The sequence below is a fragment of the Pantoea sp. X-Soil-TKNS-1279 genome, assembly GCF_059730565.1.
In genome coordinates, this window is the sequence record NZ_AP035948.1 from 1515878 (window position 1) to 1536508 (window position 20631).

A 20631-nucleotide genomic window follows, 5' to 3' on the forward strand; every position below is an offset into this window, starting at 1 on the left:
AACCTTTTCCCGGTGAGACGGCTTGACCAACGCCACAAGGCAGACCATGCTCAGGCAAAGAACAGGATGGATGCTGCGATGATTCTGGAACATATCGATATATATGGTTTTCGCGGGATAAACCGACTCTCATTGTCGTTGACTGCGACCAATCTGTTGATTGGCGAAAATGCCTGGGGGAAATCGAGTCTGCTGGATGCGTTGACGCTGTTGCTGGCTCCCGCTACCGAATCCTATCTCTTCACCGAAAACGACTTCCACTTCCCGCCAGGCGATCTTGAGGCGCGCACTCACCAGTTACAGCTGGTATTCCGTTTTCGCGGCGAAAGCCACGATGAAGAGCCGGTACTGGAGCCGTTTTGGCAACGTGATGGTGACGGACGTTACCTCTGCTTCAGCGCACGCGGTAAGCGGCAGGAGCATCAGGTGAAAACCACCCATCGCTTTATTGATGCGCGCGGCGATGTATTACCGCTGGACGGGACGGCGCAGGCGTTGGTCCACTTAAGACACTTTTACCCGGTGTTGCGCGTGCGCGATGCCCGCTTTAGCCGTCGGGCACGTCAGGTGGAGACTGATCCGGTGCAACGTGCCAGTACCCTGAGCGAGTTGGCGCTGGAAGTTGATAAACTGACGCGTGATCTGGTTTCGCGACCACAAATGCTGAGCGATGAACTGCTGCGCCAGGGGCTGCATACGATGCAGCAATTGCTGGAGCATTACTTTTTGGTCCAGCATCCGGGGGGCAACATGGCCAGGGTATCGCCGGAAGCCCGAAACGGGGGGGAGGGTTGGCGTTCTCTGGATAAGCTCAATCATCTGATTGCGGGTACTGAATTGCGTAGCCGCCAGGTCATTCTGTTACGCATGTTTTCGCTGTTGATCCAGGCGCACGGCAACGCTGCGCTACCGGTCGGCGCTCGCCCCATGTTACTGGTTGAGGACCCGGAAACCCGCCTCCATCCCATTATGTTGGCGGTGGCGTGGAACCTGCTGGATCTGATGCCAGTGCAAAAAATCGCTACCACCAATTCAGGTGAATTGTTGTCTCAGGTACCGCTGGAGAGTGTTTGTCGTCTGGTACGTGAACCGACACGGGTTGCGGCCTGGCGCATCGGCCCTGAGGGGCTGAGCGCCGAGGAGAGTCGTCGGATTGGTTTCCATATTCGCGTCAATCGCCCATCCGCCCTGTTTGCGCGCTGCTGGCTGCTGGTGGAGGGAGAGACGGAGGTGTGGATTATTAATGAACTGGCACGCCAGAGCGGTTATCACTTTGCCGCGGAAGGGGTGAAGGTGATTGAGTTTGCCCAGTCCGGCCTGAAACCATTGCTGAAATTTGCCCGCCGTATGGGGATAGCCTGGCATGTGTTGACCGACGGCGATGATGCCGGGAAGAAATATGCGGCGACCACGCGCAGCCAGTTACAAGCGCATGAACATGATGCCGATCACCTGACGATGCTACCGGCGCTGGATATCGAGAACTTCTTTTACAAGCATGGGTTTAGTGACATTTATCATCAAACAGCGCACCTGCCGTTAAACGTCCCGATGAACGCCCGGCGTATTATCACTAAAGCGATTCATCATAGTTCTAAGCCGGAGCTGGCGATTGCTGTCGCAATGGCTGCTGCCGAACGTGGACCGGCGTCGATTCCGTCCCTGCTGGATAACTTGTTTTCACGGGTAATTTGGTTGGCACATGGCAAGGCCGATTGATTTCACGGCGAAATCTTGTCGGAAGAGGACGTAAAATTCTCAAAAGAAAAATGCCAGCATCACTGGCTGGCATTTTTTTTCGGGAGTGGTCAGAATGGATGAAGTGGCGCAGGTTTATACCGGCACCGATGTCTCCACCGGCACAATCAGGCTGGCGTGATTGCCTTTTGGCCCTTCATGGACATCAAACTGAACCTGCTGGCCGGCTTTCAGCGTTCTGTATCCCTCCATCTGGATCGTGGAGTAGTGTGCGAAGATATCGTCGCCGCCGCCAATCGGACAGATAAAGCCGAAGCCTTTGGCGTTGTTGAACCATTTAACAGTACCCGTCTCCATGCTTTTACTTCCCTCGCAAGACATTTTGATAAGTAGGTGAGGTCATTGAAGCTGTGAGTCGAGCTTGTTCAAAACTCACTCAGCTTGTGTAAGTAGAATGTAGAGAAACGGTCCTTATCGTCAAGCAAACGACCCGGGCGCGCAGGGGGAAATTCATCAAAATTTGAGGCAGTTAACGCTATTGCAAATTTTGTGATACAGGTCGCGCATGTGCTTTCAGGACCATTTTTTAGTAATGGGAAAATGGCTTGACAGACATGTTAAACTTTAGGTGTGAGCGCAGAAATGCGCACAACCGTAACGCAGAATTTCGACGGAACATTATGGCAAACACAAACGACTGGCTTAATTTTGAACATCTGGCCGAAGACAAAGTACGCGAAGGGTTAAAGCCGCCTTCAATGTATAAAGTCATTCTGAATAATGACGATTATACACCTATGGAATTTGTTATTGACGTTCTGCAAAAGTTCTTTTCTTATGATGTTGAACGTGCAACGCAGCTGATGTTGAAAGTTCACTACCAGGGAAAGGCGATCTGTGGTGTATTTACTGCGGAAGTGGCGGAAACCAAAGTTGCCCAGGTGAACAATTACGCACGAGATAATGAACATCCGTTGCTGTGTACGCTGGAAAAAGCCTGAAACCGTCTCCATATAGGGGAAAGGTCGTCAGAGCGATAATTGGGGGAGGTGCCTAATGCTCAATCAAGAACTGGAACTCAGTTTAAACATGGCTTTCGCCAGAGCGCGTGAGCACCGTCATGAGTTTATGACCGTCGAGCATCTGTTGCTGGCTCTGCTCAGCAACCCGTCGGCCAGAGAGGCACTGGAAGCCTGTACGGTGGATATCGTGGCTCTGCGACAGGAACTCGAAGCCTTCATCGAACAAACCACACCGGTGTTGCCTGCCAGTGAAGAAGAGCGCGATACGCAACCGACGCTCAGCTTCCAGCGCGTGCTGCAACGTGCGGTTTTCCATGTCCAGTCATCCGGGCGCAGCGAAGTATCGGGTGCCAATGTGCTGGTCGCCATTTTCAGCGAGCAGGAGTCGCAAGCGGCTTATCTGCTGCGTAAACACGAAGTGAGCCGCCTCGATGTGGTGAACTTTATCTCCCACGGTACGCGTAAAGACGAGCCTGGCCAGGCACAGAATGCGGAAAATCCGGTTAATGAAGAGCAAGCAGGCGGGGAGGAACGTATGGAAAACTTCACCACCAATCTTAATCAGCTTGCTCGAGTCGGTGGGATAGACCCGCTGATCGGCCGCGAGAAAGAGCTGGAACGGGCTATTCAGGTATTGTGCCGTCGCCGTAAAAACAACCCGCTACTGGTGGGGGAATCCGGTGTCGGTAAAACCGCGATTGCGGAAGGCCTTGCCTGGCGGATTGTGCAGGGTGATGTGCCGGAAGTGATGAAAGATTGCACCATCTATTCACTGGACATCGGTTCGCTGCTGGCGGGCACCAAGTATCGTGGTGACTTTGAAAAACGTTTCAAAGCGCTGCTGAAGCAGCTGGAGCAGGACAACAGCAGCATTCTGTTCATCGATGAAATCCACACCATCATTGGTGCGGGAGCAGCATCGGGTGGTCAGGTGGATGCAGCGAACCTGATCAAGCCGTTGCTTTCCAGCGGTAAAATTCGCGTGATGGGTTCAACCACCTATCAGGAATTCAGTAACATTTTTGAGAAAGATCGGGCGTTGGCGCGTCGTTTCCAGAAAATCGACATCACTGAACCGTCGGTTGAAGAAACGGTGCAAATCCTTAACGGTCTGAAACCGAAATACGAAGCGCACCACGATGTTCGCTATACCGCCAAAGCGGTCCGTGCGGCGGTGGAGCTGGCGGTGAAATACATCAACGATCGTCATCTGCCTGATAAGGCAATCGACGTGATCGATGAAGCGGGTGCGCGTGCGCGCCTGGTGCCAGCCAGCAAACGTAAAAAAACAGTCAATGTCTCGGATATTGAGACGGTGGTTGCGCGTATTGCGCGTATTCCGGAACAAAGCGTCTCGGCAACCGATCGCGATACGCTGAAAAACCTCGGCGATCGTCTGAAAATGCTGGTATTTGGTCAGGATAATGCCATCGAGGCACTGACTGAAGCCATCAAGATGAGCCGTGCGGGTCTTGGCCAGGAACGTAAACCGGTGGGTTCCTTCCTGTTTGCCGGTCCGACCGGGGTAGGTAAAACCGAGGTGACGGTGCAGCTGGCGAAAGCGCTGGGCATTGAGCTGCTGCGTTTCGATATGTCGGAATATATGGAGCGTCATACCGTCAGCCGTCTGATTGGTGCGCCTCCGGGCTATGTCGGTTTTGACCAGGGTGGCTTGCTTACCGATGCGGTGATCAAACATCCACACGCCGTGGTGTTGCTGGATGAAATCGAGAAAGCGCATCCGGATGTGTTCAACCTGTTGTTGCAGGTGATGGACAACGGCATGTTGACGGATAACAACGGTCGCAAAGCCGATTTCCGTAACGTGGTGCTGGTGATGACCACCAACGCCGGGGTTCGTGAAACCGAGCGTAAATCGATTGGTCTGATTCAGCAGGACAACAGCACTGACGCGATGGAAGAGATCAAAAAGATCTTTACGCCGGAGTTCCGTAACCGTCTCGACAACATTATCTGGTTCCGTCACCTGTCGACTGAGGTGATTCATCAGGTGGTGGATAAATTTATTGTTGAGCTTCAGGCTCAGCTGGATGCGAAAGGCGTGTCGCTGGAAGTTAGCGATGATGCGCGTGACTGGCTGGCTGAAAAAGGTTACGACAAAGCAATGGGTGCACGTCCAATGGCGCGTACCGTGCAGGAAAACCTGAAAAAACCGCTCGCCAACGAACTGTTGTTCGGTTCACTGGTAGATGGTGGCTCAGTCTCCGTCGCGCTGGATAAAGAGAAAAACCAGCTGACGTATCACTTCCTGAGTGCGGAAAAACGCAAAACCGAAGGTACCGTGCATTAATTAAAAGCCTTACAGGTCAAAAGCCCCTCTGGTGCATTGCATCAGGGGGGCTTTTTATATGCCTGCATTGACTCGTAGTGGCGCGATTTATCGCGCCGCTACGGATTGCGCATGAAAAAGGCCGGATGCAAATCCGGCCTTTTTTCGCGTTCAGAAAACGCGTGACGTGAACAACAAATCAGCGACTACGGAAGACAATGCGGCCTTTGCTCAGGTCGTACGGGGTCAACTCGACAGTCACTTTGTCGCCCGTCAGGATGCGGATGTAGTTTTTGCGCATTTTACCGGAGATATGAGCGGTAACCACGTGCCCGTTTTCAAGCTCTACGCGGAACATGGTGTTAGGTAACGTATCCAATACGGTACCTTGCATTTCAATATTGTCTTCTTTGGCCATCGAATCCTCTGGGTGAACTACCAAACTGTTGAACCGGCAAGATAATGCCGAATTCCATGATTTATGTAAAGAAACGTTGGTGATTTTGCCAACACTTCGCCGTGCGTCGCGCCAATTGCGCGTGCATTACGGATAAATTCGGGTGTTTTTGACGTCTGCGGGGGATTAGCGGGCTAAGAATCTGTAGCAATTGGCCTCTGATGCGCAACTGAAACAGCTTCGGGAAAACAGTCACTTTCCCAGCCTGGCAATTCCGGCTCGCCACAGCGAAGCGCGGACGACATACCAAACTCGACTATTATATCACTTTCACTGCGTATTGTGTGCAAAACATCTGCGCCAGCGCTCAAAAAAGGGTTTGTGTTTGCCAGCAACCCGCTAAAACAGGCTGCCATGCCAGGGTTTGTACATACTGCAAATAATCCACGCGCGGAATCTCTACGGCACCTAGCGAGGCGGTATGGGGATTCAGTACCTGGCAATCAATCAGTCGGCCATGATGTTGCAGAAAATGCTGACTGAAAACCCACAACGCGGTTTTGGAGGCATTTTCCTGGCGACTGAACATCGACTCGCCACAAAAAATCTGTCCCAGTGCCAGCCCGTACAACCCCCCGACCAGACGTTGTTCATGCCACACTTCAACCGAATGCGCATGGCCCAGTTCATACAACCGTAGCCAGGCGCGTTTGACCTCGAAGGTGATCCAGGTGCCTTCCTGACGATTACTGGCGCAGCCTTCCAGTACCTGCGCGAACGCCTGGTTCATGGTGACCCGATAGGGAGATTGACGGTGAAAACGCGCCATACTGCGGCTGAGGTGGAATGATTCCGGCAACATCACCGCGCGCGGATCGGGCGACCACCAGAGAATCGGGTCGCCGGGCGAAAACCACGGAAAAATACCACGCTGGTACGCATTCATCAGACGAGCAGGGGAGAGATCACCCCCCATCGCCAGCAAGCCATTTGGCTCGCGTAGCGCCATTTCCGGAGGCGGGAAATGCAGCGAATCGCGTGACAGTTGAACCAATCTCATTGCGTTAATCACCCTTACGGCAGTTCGCTAAGACTATAGCGCAAACCGTTGATGGAAACGCCAGTAGCGTCCTGCTTTTGAGATTAATTCGTCATGGGTACCCGATTCAATGATTTGTCCCTGGTCCATCACACAAATACGATCCATGTGCGTCAGGCCGCTAAGACGATGCGTCACCATAATCAGGGTTTTGCCGTGGCTGACCTGCTGCAATAGCGTCAGGATTTGTTGCTCAGTGGTAGCATCCAGACCTTCGGTTGGTTCATCCAGCAACCATAAATCGCCACCATGCAGCACCGCGCGCGCAATCGCCAGACGACGCAGTTCGCCACCGGAAAGAGGGCGACCACCTTCCCCCATCCAGGCATTCAAACCTTCGCTGTGATCCGCCAGATGGCCGAGGCCGACCTGATGCAGGGCTTCGATGAGTTGTTCATCGCTTGCCGTCGGTGCTGCCAACAACAAATTGTCACGCAGGGTCTGGCTAAACAGATGCACCCGTTGTGTTACCACGCTAATGCGCTGACGCAACGAGGCTTCATCCCAGTTGGCGAGAGGCTGGCCGTTCAGCGTGATGCTGCCCTGTTGCGCTTCCCAACCACGGGTAATCAATGCCAGCAGGCTGGATTTGCCACAACCGGTTGGCCCAAGCAGCGCCAGATGTTCGCCTGGCTGCAAATGCAGGGAAAAATGATTCAAAACCGCTTCAGAGCGTTGTGGATAGCTGAACTGAATATTATCCAGTGTCAGGCTGATGCCGGGTGTGGAGTGGATTTTGGCGCTCGGGAAACGAATAGCCGGAGGCTGATCGATAATCTCCTGTACCCGCTGCGCCGCGCTGGTGACCTGCGCCAGAGGCAGGAACGCACCTGCGACCGGTGCCAGTGCTTCAAAGGCCGCCAATCCGCAGAAGACGAACAACGCAATCAACGCGCCAGGCGCGCTATCGTTACCGACGCCTGCCGCAGAGATCCACAGCAACAGCGTGACCGTCACACCGGTGATAAGTAGCAACAAACTTTGCGCCAGCGCCTGTAAACGGTGTTGTTTACGTTGTGCCTGCTGCCAGTCGGTTTCTTCCTGATCCAGTTGCGCGCGCCAGCGTACAGCCGTGCCATAAATTTGCAACTCGGCCAGACCAGTAAGCCACAGCGTCAGCTGTAACCGCCAGTTGGCCTGATGGCGTGCAATACGCTGACCTGCCGCTGCGCCAACGCGCCAAAACAGCGGTGGCATCAGCAATAAGGTTGCTAACATGATGCCACCCAGCAGCAGCGCCAGTGGCACATCCAGCCAGGATAATCCCAGCGTCACGGCGAGAATCACCGCCGCCGCGCCAATCAGCGGGGAGATCACACGCAGATAAAGGTGGTCAAGCGTATCGACATCGCTGACAAAACGGTTGAGCAAATCACCCTGACGGAATTGCGCCAGTTGTTGCGGTGCCAGCGCAATTAATTTACTGAAAGTAAAGACACGCAAATGCTGCAATACGCGGAAGGTCGCGTCGTGGCTGACCAGACGCTCAAAATAGCGGGCGGCAGTACGAATAATGGCTGCACCACGCACGCCAGCGGCGGGCAACATGTAGTTGAAGCTGTACAAACCGGCCACGCCTGCCACCGAAGAGGCGGCGAGGAACCAGCCGGAGAGTGTCAGCAGGCCGATGCTGGCTAACAGCGTGGCGATGGCCAGCACGATCCCCAGACCAAGACGCCACGGATGGCGTCGCCACAGACGTAAAAAAGGCATCAGGCTATGCATCAGGCAATCTCCCTCTGGCGGTGTTGCACCATCTCACGCAACGGACCTTCCTGCTGATGCAACTGCTGCCAGTCACCCTGTTGCACCAGTTGGCCGTTTTGCATCACCCAGATCTCATCCCAACTGGCGAGATCGCTGAGTTGGTGTGTAATCATCAGGGTGGTTTGCCGCATAGCGGCCTGTTTCAGGGCGCTCATCACGCGCTGCTCGCTTTGGCTATCCAGGCCAGAACCGGGCTCATCGAGCAGCAGCAGTTGTGCCGGTTTCAGCAGGGCACGCGCAACGGCAATGCGCTGTGCCTGGCCGACGGATAAGCCGGTTGCGCCATCGCCGAGCGTTGTATCCAGCCCCTGAGGTAAACGCGGCAGAAATTCAGTGACCCCGGCTTGATTGAGGGCGTTTTCCAGTTCAGCCTCACTCACGGTACGTCCCATCAGCACATTGTCGCGCAAGGTGGCAGCCGGAAGGTGCGGGTTTTGGCCGACCCAGGCGAGATGGTGTTGCCAGTCTGAACGTGGCATATCACGCAACTCGCGACCATTAATTTTCAGGGATCCCTGATAGGGGAGAAAGCCGAGCAGGACATTCATCAGCGCGGTTTTACCGGCACCGCTTTGCCCTACCAGCGCGACCCGTTTACCTGCGCTCAGGTTAAAGCTCAACGGCTGGGACAGTGACTCTCCTTTGGCCGTCATTACCACCAGATCCTGGGCTGTTAGTTGAAGCGGGGCGGAGAAGGTGAACGGCTCGCCTGATTCGTCAGATTGCACTTCCGGGCTTTCTTGCAGGAAACGATCCAGTGCATCGGCACCGCCCACCGCCTGGGCTTTAGCATGATAAAAAGTGCCTAAATCGCGTAGCGGCTGGAAGAATTCGGGCGCGAGGATTAAGGCCAGGAAACCGGCAAACAGCGTAACGCCGCCGTGGTAATGACCAAAATTCAGCTCTCCAAGATAGGAAAAGCCGAAGTACACCGCGACCACGGCAATTGCCAGGGAGGCAAAAAACTCCAGCACCGCCGAAGAGAGGAAGGCCAGACGCAGAACTTCCATAGTGCGCTGACGAAAATCGGTGGTGCTGCGGGTGATGGCCTGTTGTTCTGCACTGGCGCGATCAAACAGGCGCAATGTTTCACGGCCACGCAGACGATCGTAGAAATCACCGCTCAGACGCGCCAGAGCAAGGAAATTGCGGCGGTTGGCATCGGCCGCGCCCATACCGACCATTGCCATAAACAGCGGAATCAAGGGTGCTGTAACCAGTAAAATCAGGCCAGCCGCCCAGTTAATCGGGAAGATCGCCACCAGAATGGCGCAGGGAATAAACACCGCCAGCGACATCTGTGGCAGATAGCGCGCGTAATATTCCTGCATCTCCTCAATTTGCTCCAGCAGCAGGGTGGCCCAGCTACCGGCGGGCTTGCCCTGAATCCATGCCGGACCCAACGTATTCAGACGGTCCAGAACCTGCTGACGCAAGGCGCGGCGAATCGCCATTCCGGCGCGCTGGCCTGCCATTTCGCGGCCATAATTCAGCGCGGCACGCAGCACAAAACACAGCAGCAACAGGGCAAACTGGCCCAACAGTTCCGTGCGAGGTTGATGGGCGATGATCAGGGCTTGAAGTAGCGTGGCGAGCAGCCAGGCCTGGGCGATAATCACCAGGGCGCTGGCAAATCCCAATAGAGAAACCAGACGCAAACTACGCGCACCGTGATGACGTTGCTGGCGGAGCCAGCGGAGAAGTTCCTGTTGCCGCGATTTGTTCATACGAAGCCGTTCAATTACTCAGAAGAGAAGTCGTTGCGAAGCAAAAACCCCAACAACGTCAGGCGCATGAACTGTAGCACGCAGGTAATAAAAAAGGCGACCAAAACAGGTCGCCTTCAGCAAATATGATCAGGTTATTAACAAGTTACTTATCGTTTTTAACCAAACCATCCAGGTAACGCTCTGCATCCAGCGCCGCCATACAGCCGGTGCCTGCTGAGGTGATTGCCTGGCGATAGATATGGTCCATCACATCGCCTGCGGCAAACACGCCAGGGATGCTGGTCTGGGTCGCATTGCCATGCAGACCAGACTGAACTTTGATGTAACCATTCTCCAGGGCTAACTGGCCTTCAAAGATGGCGGTGTTGGGGCTGTGGCCGATAGCGACAAACAGGCCGGCCACTTCCAACGATTCAGCAGCGTCACCTTTGGTCGACAACAGTTTCAGACCGGTAACGCCCATCTGATCTCCCACGACTTCGTCCAGCGTACGGTCGGTATGCAACACGATATTGCCGTTGCGTACCTTTTCCATCAGGCGGTCGATAAGGATTTTTTCGGCACGGAAGCTGTCACGACGGTGAATCAGATGCACCTCAGCAGCGATATTCGCCAGGTACAGCGCTTCTTCCACGGCGGTGTTGCCGCCACCGATGACCGCGACTTTCTGATTGCGATAGAAAAAACCGTCGCAGGTTGCACAGGCCGATACGCCTTTACCTTTAAACGCTTCTTCTGACGGCAAGCCGAGATAACGGGCGGAAGCACCGGTCGCGATGATCAGCGCATCGGCGGTGTACTCGCCGCTGTCACCGGTCAGGCGGAAAGGACGGTTCTGCAAATCGACCGTGTGAATATGGTCGAAAATGATTTCGGTATTAAACTTTTCGGCATGTTCGTGCATGCGTTCCATCAGCGATGGACCTGTCAGATCGTGCGGGTCGCCTGGCCAGTTCTCCACTTCGGTGGTGGTGGTGAGCTGACCGCCTTTTTCCAGACCGGTAATCAATACCGGATTAAGGTTGGCGCGCGCGGCATAGACTGCAGCGGTGTAACCGGCAGGGCCGGAGCCCAGAATGAGCAGCTTACTGTGTTTGGCCGTACTCATGTGTTCCTCAGTTTTTTTTCTGACAACATAGCTAGCGATTGTAGGGAAATTGCCGCCGCAAAAAAAGTCTTCAGCAATTTTGTTAACAATCGCTGCGAGCGGCGTAGACGATGAGAAGGAATTCTGCACGCGGATTGCGCCAAAAGGGGGCAATGCTCGGTAATTAGTGGTGCAGCTGTATAAAAAATCTCATTAGAAAACAGGAACCCAGCACTCTGTCTGGCATCTTGTACTGAATTTGGATGTTTTACTTTGACAATCGCCTGCGCATTTGCGAAAACATTGTCAGAAGCAAAGAAGATTTAGCGATACAAAACAGAATTTCATACCTGTTTTGGTTTGTTTCGCCAGATTTAAACAGTCTGACATTGGTAATGACGCATGATGTGGACAGACAACATGCGTCATACGGATGGTCGCATTACTGCTCAGGCTTATCGTCTTCACTTCGAGTAAGGCCCTGAGCAATGAATGTTTTCAGGGTGTGGCAGGTTAAGGGAAGGAATTAAGAGAGACAATAATAATGGTAGACAATAAGAAGCGCCCCGGAAAAGATCTGGATCGTATCGACAGAAACATTCTGAATGAATTGCAGAAAGACGGTCGTATTTCCAATGTCGAGCTTTCGAAACGTGTTGGATTATCGCCGACGCCATGCCTTGAGCGTGTTCGTCGCCTGGAACGTCAGGGTTTCATTCTTGGCTATACCGCACAGCTCAACCCGCACTATCTCGATGCTTCGCTGCTGGTATTTGTTGAGATTACTCTGAATCGTGGCGCGCCAGATGTGTTTGAGCAATTTAACGCCGCCGTGCAAAAACTTGAGGAAACTCAAGAGTGTCACCTCGTTTCCGGTGACTTTGACTATCTGCTGAAAACCCGTGTGCCGGATATGTCAGCATATCGCAAGCTGTTGGGTGAGACCTTGCTACGCCTGCCGGGCGTAAACGACACCCGCACCTATGTGGTAATGGAAGAGGTCAAACAGAGCAATCGCCTGGTGATCAAAACCCGTTAACGCAGGGCAGGTGCAAAGCGTGCAGGATTTCGGTACACTCCTGTGAATTCATACAGGACCAGCGTCGGGCCAGCCCGACGCTGTTGCCTTCTTAATTTACAGGCACCTGGAGAGTTCTCTTGAGCCAGGAATATACAGAAGACAAAGACGTTTCATTACAACCGCTGAGCAGCGGACGTCGGCTGCTTGAAGCGTTGCTTATCCTTGTGGCCCTGTTTGCCATCTATCTGATGGTTTCTTTGGTCAGTTTTAACCCTTCCGATCCCAGTTGGTCGCAAACGGCCTGGCACGAGCCTATCCACAATCTGGGTGGCAGCGTCGGTGCATGGCTAGCCGACACCTTGCTATTTATCTTCGGCGTGATGGCCTATGCCATTCCTCCGGTCATTATTGGCTTGTGCTGGATTACTTTCCGTCAGCGCGATCGTCACGACTACATCGATTACTTTGCGGTGGGGCTGCGCCTGATTGGCGTGCTGGCGCTGGTGGTAACCACCTGTGGTCTTGCGGCGCTTAACGCTGACGACATCTGGTATTTCGCCTCCGGTGGTGTGATCGGCAGCCTGATCAGCAACGCGATGGCACCCTGGTTCAGCTCCGCAGGTGGCACTTTAACGCTGCTGTGCGTCTGGGCGGCGGGGATTACCCTCTACACCGGTTGGTCATGGTTAACGATTGCCGAAAGAATCGGCGGTGTCGTGATGGGCGTGCTGACATTTGCCAGCAATCGCTCCCGCCAGGATGAACCCTGGCAGGAAGAAGATGAATACGAGGACGAGCAGCAGCCGGTCGATGAGGCTGTACCCGCGTTGCGTGCGGCTACATCTGATGACGATGATGTGCTGCTGGCAAAACCGCGTAAGGTGAATGAGGCACCGCTTGATGCTGCCGGGGATGATCCCCTGTTGGCGAAAGCCAGTGCCGCTACGGCAGCAGCGATTGCGGTGAGCAGTGAAGCGGCTCGCCAGGAACCCGTAGTACAACCGACAACGTCGCCAGCGGTTGTGCCCGCTGCGCCGCAGCCGGTGGTGCAATCGGTCCAGCCTGCGGCTACGGTTCCTCCTGCTCTGACAACACCGGTGGTGGCTGAAACTCCCGCCGCGCCGCCGTTGTACCGTTTTGAAGTGCCGGCGGAAACCTCGCCGTTCTCACCGGTCGATGAGGACGATGGCCCGAGGATGGGGAACTGGCAGGATGCTGCGCAGGCACCCTCCGCGCTCAATACCACCGCCAGTGTGGCGCTGGCCGCCGGAGCGGCAAAAGTTGCTGCTTCCAGTGCGCCTTATACGCCAGCTTTCGATGTGGTGCCGGAGCGTGATTACAATCCGCAGGTTAAACAGGGTATTGGCCCGGAGCTGCCTCGTCCGAACCCAGTGAAATTACCCACGCGCCGTGAGCTGGCTTCTTATGGCATCAAGCTTCCGTCACAGCGGATGGCTGAAGAGAAAGCTAAAGAGTCAGAACAGCAGGCTACCGCCGCGCTGGATCCTGTCGCGGCTGAAGATGCTGCGGCGTTACAGGAAGCGCAATTGCGTGACGCTTTTCAGTCTCAACAGCAGCAGCGTTATGGCGAAAGTTGGCACACGGATGCGGAAGACGAAGATGCGTTGCAGCAGGCACAACTGGCGCGTCAGTTTGCTGAGCAGCAGCAACAGCGTTACCGTGCAGAAAGAGAAGCTGAAGCGGATGAAGGGCCGGTATTTAATCTCGACACATCGTCGGCCTTTGATTTCTCACCGATGAAAGATCTGGTGGATGACAGCCCGAGTGAACCGTTATTCACTATTGCGGCCACGCCAGAACCTGAAGCTCCTGCGCCTGCGCAGTGGCAGCAGCCGGTTGCGCCGCAGCCGGAGGTGATGCCCTCCTTCAATGAAGAGAGCAGCCCGTGGTCAGCCGCTGAAGAAGCGGAACCGGTTGAGGAAGAGAAACCGGCTAAATCGGTACACGATAGCCTGTTCCATCCCTTCCTGGTGCGCCATGAACAGCCGCTGGAGCGTCCATCCACGCCTTTGCCAACGCTGGATCTGCTGACGCCACCACCCTCGGAAGAAGAGCCAGTAGATATGTTCGCGCTGGAGCAAACGGCGCGATTGGTAGAAGCGCGCCTTGCTGACTACCGCGTGAAGGCGGAGGTCGTCGGTATCTCGCCGGGACCGGTCATCACCCGCTTTGAGTTGGACCTCGCGCCTGGCGTCAAAGCCGCGCGGATTTCCAACCTGTCGCGTGACCTGGCCCGCTCGTTGTCGGCGGTGGCGGTACGTGTGGTAGAGGTAATTCCGGGCAAACCTTATGTTGGTCTGGAACTGCCAAACAAGCATCGTCAGACGGTCTACCTGCGTGAAGTGCTGGATTGCGCCAAATTCCGCGACAATCCTTCCCCACTTGCAGTGGTGCTGGGTAAAGATATTGCCGGTCAGCCGGTGGTAGCCGACCTGGCAAAAATGCCGCACTTACTGGTGGCGGGTACTACCGGCTCGGGTAAATCGGTCGGCGTGAACGCCATGATCATCAGCATGCTGTACAAAGCCACGCCGGAAGAAGTGCGCTTTATCATGATCGACCCGAAAATGCTGGAGCTTTCGGTGTATGAAGGCATTCCACACCTGCTGACAGAAGTGGTGACCGACATGAAAGATGCGGCGAATGCGCTGCGCTGGAGTGTGGGTGAGATGGAGCGTCGTTATAAGCTGATGTCTGCGCTTGGCGTGCGTAACCTTGCCGGTTACAACGAAAAAGTGGAACAGGCTGAGGCGATGGGCCGTCCGATTCCTGATCCATTCTGGAAGCCTGGTGACAGTATGGACACCACGCCACCAGTGCTGGAAAAACTGCCTTACATCGTGGTGATGGTAGATGAATTTGCCGACCTGATGATGGCGGTAGGCAAGAAAGTGGAAGAACTGATTGCCCGTCTGGCGCAGAAGGCGCGTGCGGCAGGTATCCATCTGGTGCTGGCGACCCAGCGTCCGTCAGTGGATGTGATTACCGGGTTAATCAAAGCTAACATCCCGACACGTATCGCCTTTACGGTATCGAGTAAAATCGACTCGCGTACCATCCTGGACCAGGGCGGTGCGGAATCGCTGCTCGGCATGGGTGATATGTTGTATATGCCGCCCAACTCGTCGATGCCAATGCGTGTACATGGCGCATTTGTTCGCGATCAGGAGGTTCATGCGGTGGTGCAGGACTGGAAAGCGCGTGGTCGCCCACAGTATATCGATAGCATCACGGCAGGCGAGGAGAACGAAGGCGGTGCCGCCGGTCTGGAAGGCGATGAAGAGCTGGATCCGCTGTTCGACCAGGCGGTGGCTTTTGTGGTGGATAAGCGTCGTGCATCGATTTCTGGTGTGCAACGCCAGTTCCGTATCGGTTATAACCGCGCCGCGCGCATCATTGAACAGATGGAAGCGCAGGGGATTGTGTCTGAACCTGGACATAATGGTAACCGTGAGGTGCTGTCGCCACCGCCGCATGAGATGTAACTGCTTACTCTCCAACAGTTAATCCCGGGCCAGTATATACTGGCCCATTGTTTATCTGGCAGTCGATCCCCATATCAACGGGAGCTTTCGGCTTTTTCTCCTGTCGAAGAGACAGTGCGGCAACTACGTTTAATGCAGTAAGTGTCGGGAAACAATGAATAAGGAATCGAATCAGATGAAATTACGCGTGATTGCCTGCGGTCTGCTGGCCTCTTTTCTTTCCGCTTCCGTGCTGGCTGATGCTTCCAGCGATTTGCAGCAGCGTCTGAATAAAGTGAATAGCTTCCATGCCAGCTTTAGCCAGAAAGTGACCGACGGTAGCGGAGCGAACGTGCAAGATGGTGAAGGTGAGTTGTGGGTAAAACGTCCCAGCTTGTTTAACTGGCATATGACGGCACCGGACGAAAGCGTGATCATTTCCGATGGTAAAACCCTGTGGTTTTACAATCCGTTTGTCGAGCAGGTTAGCGCCAGTTGGCTGAAAAATGCCACCAGCAACACCCCGTTTATGTTGATCGCCCGTAACCAGCCGAGCGACTGGAAGCAGTACAACATCAAACAGCAGGGCGATAATTTTGAGCTGACGCCGAAAAGTAGCGACGGCAATCTCAAGCAGTTCACCATCACTGTCACGCCATCTGGCACCATCAATCAATTCAGTGCGATTGAACAGGATGGACAACGCAGCAGCTATCAGCTGAAAAGTCAGACCAATGGGGCAATTAGCCCGGATAAATTCACCTTTACGCCGCCGAAAGGGGTAACGGTAGACGATCAACGTCAGTGAGGTCACGGTGAGTAATCTTTCCCTGGATTTCTCCTCCAGCAATGAGTTTCAGCCACTGGCCGCACGTATGCGGCCAGTGACGCTGGCACAATACATCGGTCAGCAACATCTGCTGGCAGCAGGTAAACCGTTGCCCCGCGCGATTGAGGCGGGGCATCTGCATTCGATGATTTTGTGGGGGCCGCCAGGGACAGGGAAAACCACCCTGGCCGAGATCATCGCCCATTATGGCAAAGCCGATGTTGAGCGCATCTCCGCTGTGACATCCGGCGTGAAAGAGATCCGTGAAGCGATTGAACGCGCCCGGCAAAATCGCCAGGTTGGGCGTCGCACCATTTTATTTGTTGATGAGGTGCACCGCTTTAACAAAAGCCAGCAAGATGCGTTTTTGCCGCATATTGAGGATGGCACCATCACCTTTATAGGTGCTACCACCGAAAACCCCTCGTTTGAACTGAATTCAGCGTTGTTGTCACGGGCGCGCGTCTACCTGCTGAAATCATTAACCACTGCGGATATTGAGCAGGTTTTACAGCAGGCGATGCAGGACAGCGCGCGCGGTTACGGTAATAGCGACATTTTATTGCCTGATAATACGCGCCGCATGATTGCTGAGTTGGTGAACGGTGACGCTCGCCGCGCGCTGAATACGCTGGAAATGATGGCAGATATGGCGGAAACCAACGGCGCTGGCCAGCGTGAGTTGACGCCGCAGTTGCTGAATGAGGTTTCCGGGGAGCGCGCCGCGCGTTTTGATAACAAAGGCGATCGCTTCTATGACCTGATTTCAGCCTTGCATAAGTCGGTAAGGGGGTCGGCACCGGATGCCGCCCTTTACTGGTATGCGCGTATTATCACTGCCGGTGGCGATCCACTGTATGTGGCGCGTCGTCTGTTGGCCATCGCCTCGGAAGACGTTGGCAATGCCGACCCGCGTGGTATGCAGGTGGCTATTGCGGCCTGGGATTGCTTTACACGCGTCGGGCCAGCCGAAGGGGAACGCGCCATTGCTCAGGCGATTGTGTATCTCGCCAGTGCGCCGAAAAGTAATGCCGTTTACACCGCTTTCAAAGCGGCAATGCGTGACGCACGCGAATTTCCGGATTATGACGTCCCCGAACATCTGCGCAACGCGCCGACCAAATTGATGAAAGAGATGGGGCTGGGCAAGGAGTATCGTTACGCGCATGACGAGCCGAATGCATTTGCCGCCGGTGAAGTCTACTTTCCGCCAGAAATGGCACAAACACGCTACTATCATCCCACCAATCGTGGTCTTGAAGGGAAAATTGGCGAAAAACTCGCCTGGCTGGCTGAACAGGATCAAAATAGCCCGATAAAACGCTACCGCTCCTAAAGGCGTTACGGTAAGGTGATCCAGGAATTCAATGCATTCCAGAGGGATGCATCACTTCATTCGTTCAATCAACCTTAATTACACAGGATAAGCATGCTCGATCCCAATCTGCTGCGTAACGAGCCAGACGCAGTCGCAGAAAAACTGGCACGCCGGGGATTTAAACTGGATGTGGAAACGCTGCGCTCCCATGAAGAGCGTCGTAAAGTATTGCAGGTAGAAACCGAAAATCTGCAGGCTGAGCGTAACTCCCGATCCAAATCCATCGGTCAGGCTAAAGCCCGTGGGGAAGATATCGAGCCGCTGCGTCTGGAAGTGAACGCGCTGGGCGAACGCCTGGATGCCGCGAAAGCAGAACTGGATGCCCTGCAGAACGAAATTCGTGATTTTGCTCTGGCACTGCCCAATCTGCCCGCCGATGAAGTTCCGCTGGGTAAAGATGACACGGAAAACCTCGAAGTTGCGCGCTGGGGTGAACCTCGTCAGTTCGATTTCCAGGTGAAAGACCATGTTGAATTGGGTGAGCAGGCGAAAGGTTTAGATTTCGCTTCTGCGGTAAAACTGACCGGTTCCCGTTTTGTGGTAATGCAGGGGCAAATTGCTCGCCTGCATCGCGCCCTGAGCCAGTTCATGATTGACCTGCACAGCCAGCAACACGGTTATCTTGAAACCTACGTGCCTTATCTGGTGAACCATGACACGCTGTATGGTACCGGCCAGTTGCCTAAATTTGGTGAAGATCTTTTCCACACCAAGCCGCTGGATGAAGAAGCGGGCACCAGCAACTATGCGCTGATTCCGACCGCAGAAGTGCCGCTGACTAACCTGGTGCGCGATGAGATCGTCGAAGAAGAAAACCTGCCGATCAAACTCACGGCACACACACCATGCTTCCGTTCAGAAGCGGGCTCTTACGGTCGTGATACGCGCGGTTTAATCCGTATGCATCAGTTCGACAAAGTGGAGATGGTGCAGATTGTCGCACCGGAAACCTCCATGCAGGCACTGGAAGAGTTGGTTAGTCACGCGGAGAAGGTGCTGCAACTGCTTAACCTGCCGTACCGTAAAGTGCTGCTGTGCACCGGCGATATGGGCTTTGGCTCAACCAAGACCTATGACCTTGAGGTCTGGTTACCGGCGCAAAATACCTACCGTGAAATCTCCTCTTGCTCCAACATGTGGGATTTCCAGGCGCGTCGCATGCAGGCACGCTGCCGTAGCAAGACTGAGAAGAAACCACGTCTGGTCCATACGCTAAATGGTTCTGGCCTGGCGGTTGGCCGTACGCTGGTTGCCGTGCTGGAAAACTATCAGCAGGCAGATGGTCGTATTGAAGTGCCTGAAGTTCTGCGTCCGTATATGGGCGGTATTGAATTTATAGGTTAATCTCCCGCTGTTTTTAAAAACCCGGCAATGCCGGGTTTTTTATTTCCCAAATAAAAAACTGATTTAATCTTTACCCGGAATTAATCAGAAATAAACGTTATCGTCATCTGAGAAGCCTGATCGTCTAAAAATCCACAAATTCATAGAGATAGCGAGACGGTAAAGAAAGTTCTTTCGTACTCTAACTAACTGAAGATAAAAAAATTAAATTGGCTAGCAGCAAAAAATGCGGCGGTGTTTTTTTGCACATTGACTTTAAAATAGCAACTGGCAAACTGCGCGCAATTCTCTCTATTCCTTTGGTTTTTTCCCTATGTCAACCTGGTCGCGCCCCGTCCTGCTGCTGCTTTGCGGTTTGCTGCTCCTGACGGTGTCTATCGCTGTGCTTAATACGCTGGTGCCGTTATGGCTGACGCATGATCAACTGCCAACCTGGCAGGTGGGTATGGTCAGTTCATCATATTATACCGGTAACCTTGCAGGCACTTTGCTGGCAGGCTGGTTGATTACCCACTACGGTTTTAATCGTTGCTACTATCTGGCGACGATCCTGTTTGCCGTGGCAACCGTGGGGATGGCGCTGCTGGGTGGATTTTACAGCTGGACACTGCTGCGTTTTATCGCCGGTGTCGGTTGCGCACTGATGTGGGTAGTGGTGGAAAGCGCTTTGCTTTGTAGCGGCACCGTGCGCAATCGCGGCCAGTTACTTGCTGCTTACATGATTATTTATTATCTCGGCACCGTGGCCGGGCAACTGTTGGTCAGCCGTGTTTCAACCGAATTGTTGCATGTTATTCCGTGGGTAACGGCCCTGGTGCTCTGTGCGGTGTTACCAGTGGTGTTTGTTCGCGTGAATGCCGGACATGCCAGCGAAGATGCGTCACCAGGACGTATCTGGCCGATGATGCGCCGTCGCAGTTCCCGTCTGGGTATTAACGGCTGCATTATCTCCGGGATTCTGTTGGGTTCACTGTATGGCTTAATGCCGCTTTATCTGGCGCATCAGGGTATGAGCGATGCCACGGTAGGTTACTGGATGGCGCTGCTGGTCAGTTCCGGTATCGTTGGGCAGTGGCCGGTGGGGCGTCTGGCCGATCGCTTTGGCCGTTTGTTGGTGCTGCGTGTCCAGGTGTTTGTCATCATCCTCGGAGCGATTGCGATGTTGAGTGATGCGGCAATGGCCCCGGCCTTATTCGTACTGGGACTGGCTGGGTTTACGCTCTATCCGGTGGCGATGTCCTGGGCATGTGAAGCGGTGGCACATCACGAACTGGTGGCGATGAATCAGGCACTGCTGTTCAGCTACACCCTGGGCAGTCTGGTTGGACCGGGCACCACGGCGATGTTGATGCAGAGCTACTCAGATCGTCTGTTGTTTGTGATGATTGCGGGTGTGGCGCTGGTTTATCTGGTGATGCTGCTGCGCAAAGCCGACCATCACGCCACACCTGTGGCGCACGCGTAGAGCGTGTCTGCACACCTCC

15 protein-coding genes are annotated in these 20631 nt (G+C 54.3%); 9 read left to right on the forward strand and 6 right to left on the reverse strand.

Going from position 1 to position 20631, the window contains the following annotated elements; translation table 11 throughout:
• The first annotated feature begins 78 nt into the window (after positions 1-78).
• On the forward strand, positions 79-1719 hold the full coding sequence (locus AC6I8N_RS07090; protein WP_497830359.1) for a DUF2813 domain-containing protein: 1641 nt from the start codon (positions 79-81) through the stop codon (positions 1717-1719).
• Positions 1720-1833: 114 nt separating this feature from the next.
• On the opposite strand, the gene cspD is transcribed toward AC6I8N_RS07090, so the two are convergent.
• Entirely contained in the window at positions 1834-2055 is a 222-nt protein-coding gene (gene cspD / locus AC6I8N_RS07095; RefSeq protein WP_013508492.1) for a cold shock-like protein CspD, read from the reverse strand.
• A gap of 323 nt (positions 2056-2378) precedes the next feature.
• Between cspD and clpS the strand changes: the two genes are divergently transcribed.
• Both clpS and clpA read left to right on the forward strand, forming a co-directional pair.
• A complete protein-coding gene (gene clpS, locus AC6I8N_RS07100) occupies positions 2379-2699 on the forward strand; it encodes an ATP-dependent Clp protease adapter ClpS (RefSeq protein WP_021182586.1) in 321 nt (106 codons plus the stop codon).
• 55 nt (positions 2700-2754) lie between these two features.
• The gene (gene clpA / locus AC6I8N_RS07105; RefSeq protein WP_021182587.1) at positions 2755-5031 is read left to right on the forward strand and encodes an ATP-dependent Clp protease ATP-binding subunit ClpA; all 2277 of its coding nucleotides are present in this window, start codon (positions 2755-2757) and stop codon (positions 5029-5031) included.
• Between the two features lie 178 nt (positions 5032-5209).
• Here the strand turns inward: clpA and infA are convergent, their stop codons facing one another.
• The 5 genes from infA to trxB form a co-directional block, all read right to left on the reverse strand.
• Complete coding sequence (gene infA, locus AC6I8N_RS07110) at positions 5210-5428, reverse strand: translation initiation factor IF-1 (protein WP_002211347.1); 219 nt, start codon at positions 5426-5428, stop codon at positions 5210-5212.
• A 346-nt stretch (positions 5429-5774) separates the two neighbouring features.
• Positions 5775-6467, reverse strand: a complete 693-nt coding sequence (gene aat, locus AC6I8N_RS07115) for a leucyl/phenylalanyl-tRNA--protein transferase (protein ID WP_021182588.1) — start codon at positions 6465-6467, stop codon at positions 5775-5777.
• Positions 6468-6500: 33 nt separating this feature from the next.
• On the reverse strand, positions 6501-8231 hold the full coding sequence (cydC, locus tag AC6I8N_RS07120; RefSeq protein WP_497830360.1) for a heme ABC transporter ATP-binding protein/permease CydC: 1731 nt from the start codon (positions 8229-8231) through the stop codon (positions 6501-6503).
• Positions 8231-10000 carry a heme ABC transporter permease/ATP-binding protein CydD gene (cydD, locus tag AC6I8N_RS07125; RefSeq protein ID WP_497830361.1) on the reverse strand — a complete coding sequence of 590 codons (1770 nt, stop codon included), beginning with the start codon at positions 9998-10000 and terminating at the stop codon, positions 8231-8233. The genes cydC and cydD overlap by 1 nt, the downstream gene beginning before the upstream one ends.
• Positions 10001-10145: 145 nt before the next feature.
• A complete protein-coding gene (gene trxB, locus AC6I8N_RS07130; RefSeq protein ID WP_021182591.1) occupies positions 10146-11111 on the reverse strand; it encodes a thioredoxin-disulfide reductase in 966 nt (321 codons plus the stop codon).
• 523 nt (positions 11112-11634) lie between these two features.
• Between trxB and lrp the strand changes: the two genes are divergently transcribed.
• The 6 genes from lrp (at position 11635) to AC6I8N_RS07160 (ending at position 20612) form a co-directional block, all read left to right on the forward strand.
• Positions 11635-12129 (forward strand): leucine-responsive transcriptional regulator Lrp, encoded by a 495-nt coding sequence (lrp, locus tag AC6I8N_RS07135; protein ID WP_006118610.1) that lies wholly within the window; start codon positions 11635-11637, stop codon positions 12127-12129.
• A gap of 119 nt (positions 12130-12248) precedes the next feature.
• Positions 12249-15617, forward strand: coding sequence for a DNA translocase FtsK 4TM domain-containing protein (locus tag AC6I8N_RS07140; protein ID WP_497830362.1), 3369 nt, complete (start codon positions 12249-12251; stop codon positions 15615-15617).
• A gap of 175 nt (positions 15618-15792) precedes the next feature.
• Entirely contained in the window at positions 15793-16404 is a 612-nt protein-coding gene (gene lolA / locus AC6I8N_RS07145) for an outer membrane lipoprotein periplasmic chaperone LolA (RefSeq protein ID WP_021182593.1), read from the forward strand.
• A 7-nt stretch (positions 16405-16411) separates the two neighbouring features.
• Entirely contained in the window at positions 16412-17761 is a 1350-nt protein-coding gene (locus AC6I8N_RS07150; protein ID WP_021182594.1) for a replication-associated recombination protein A, read from the forward strand.
• Positions 17762-17854: 93 nt separating this feature from the next.
• On the forward strand, positions 17855-19147 hold the full coding sequence (serS, locus tag AC6I8N_RS07155; RefSeq protein WP_497830363.1) for a serine--tRNA ligase: 1293 nt from the start codon (positions 17855-17857) through the stop codon (positions 19145-19147).
• 313 nt (positions 19148-19460) lie between these two features.
• Positions 19461-20612 (forward strand): MFS transporter, encoded by a 1152-nt coding sequence (locus tag AC6I8N_RS07160; protein WP_497830364.1) that lies wholly within the window; start codon positions 19461-19463, stop codon positions 20610-20612.
• The last annotated feature ends 19 nt before the right edge of the window (positions 20613-20631 follow it).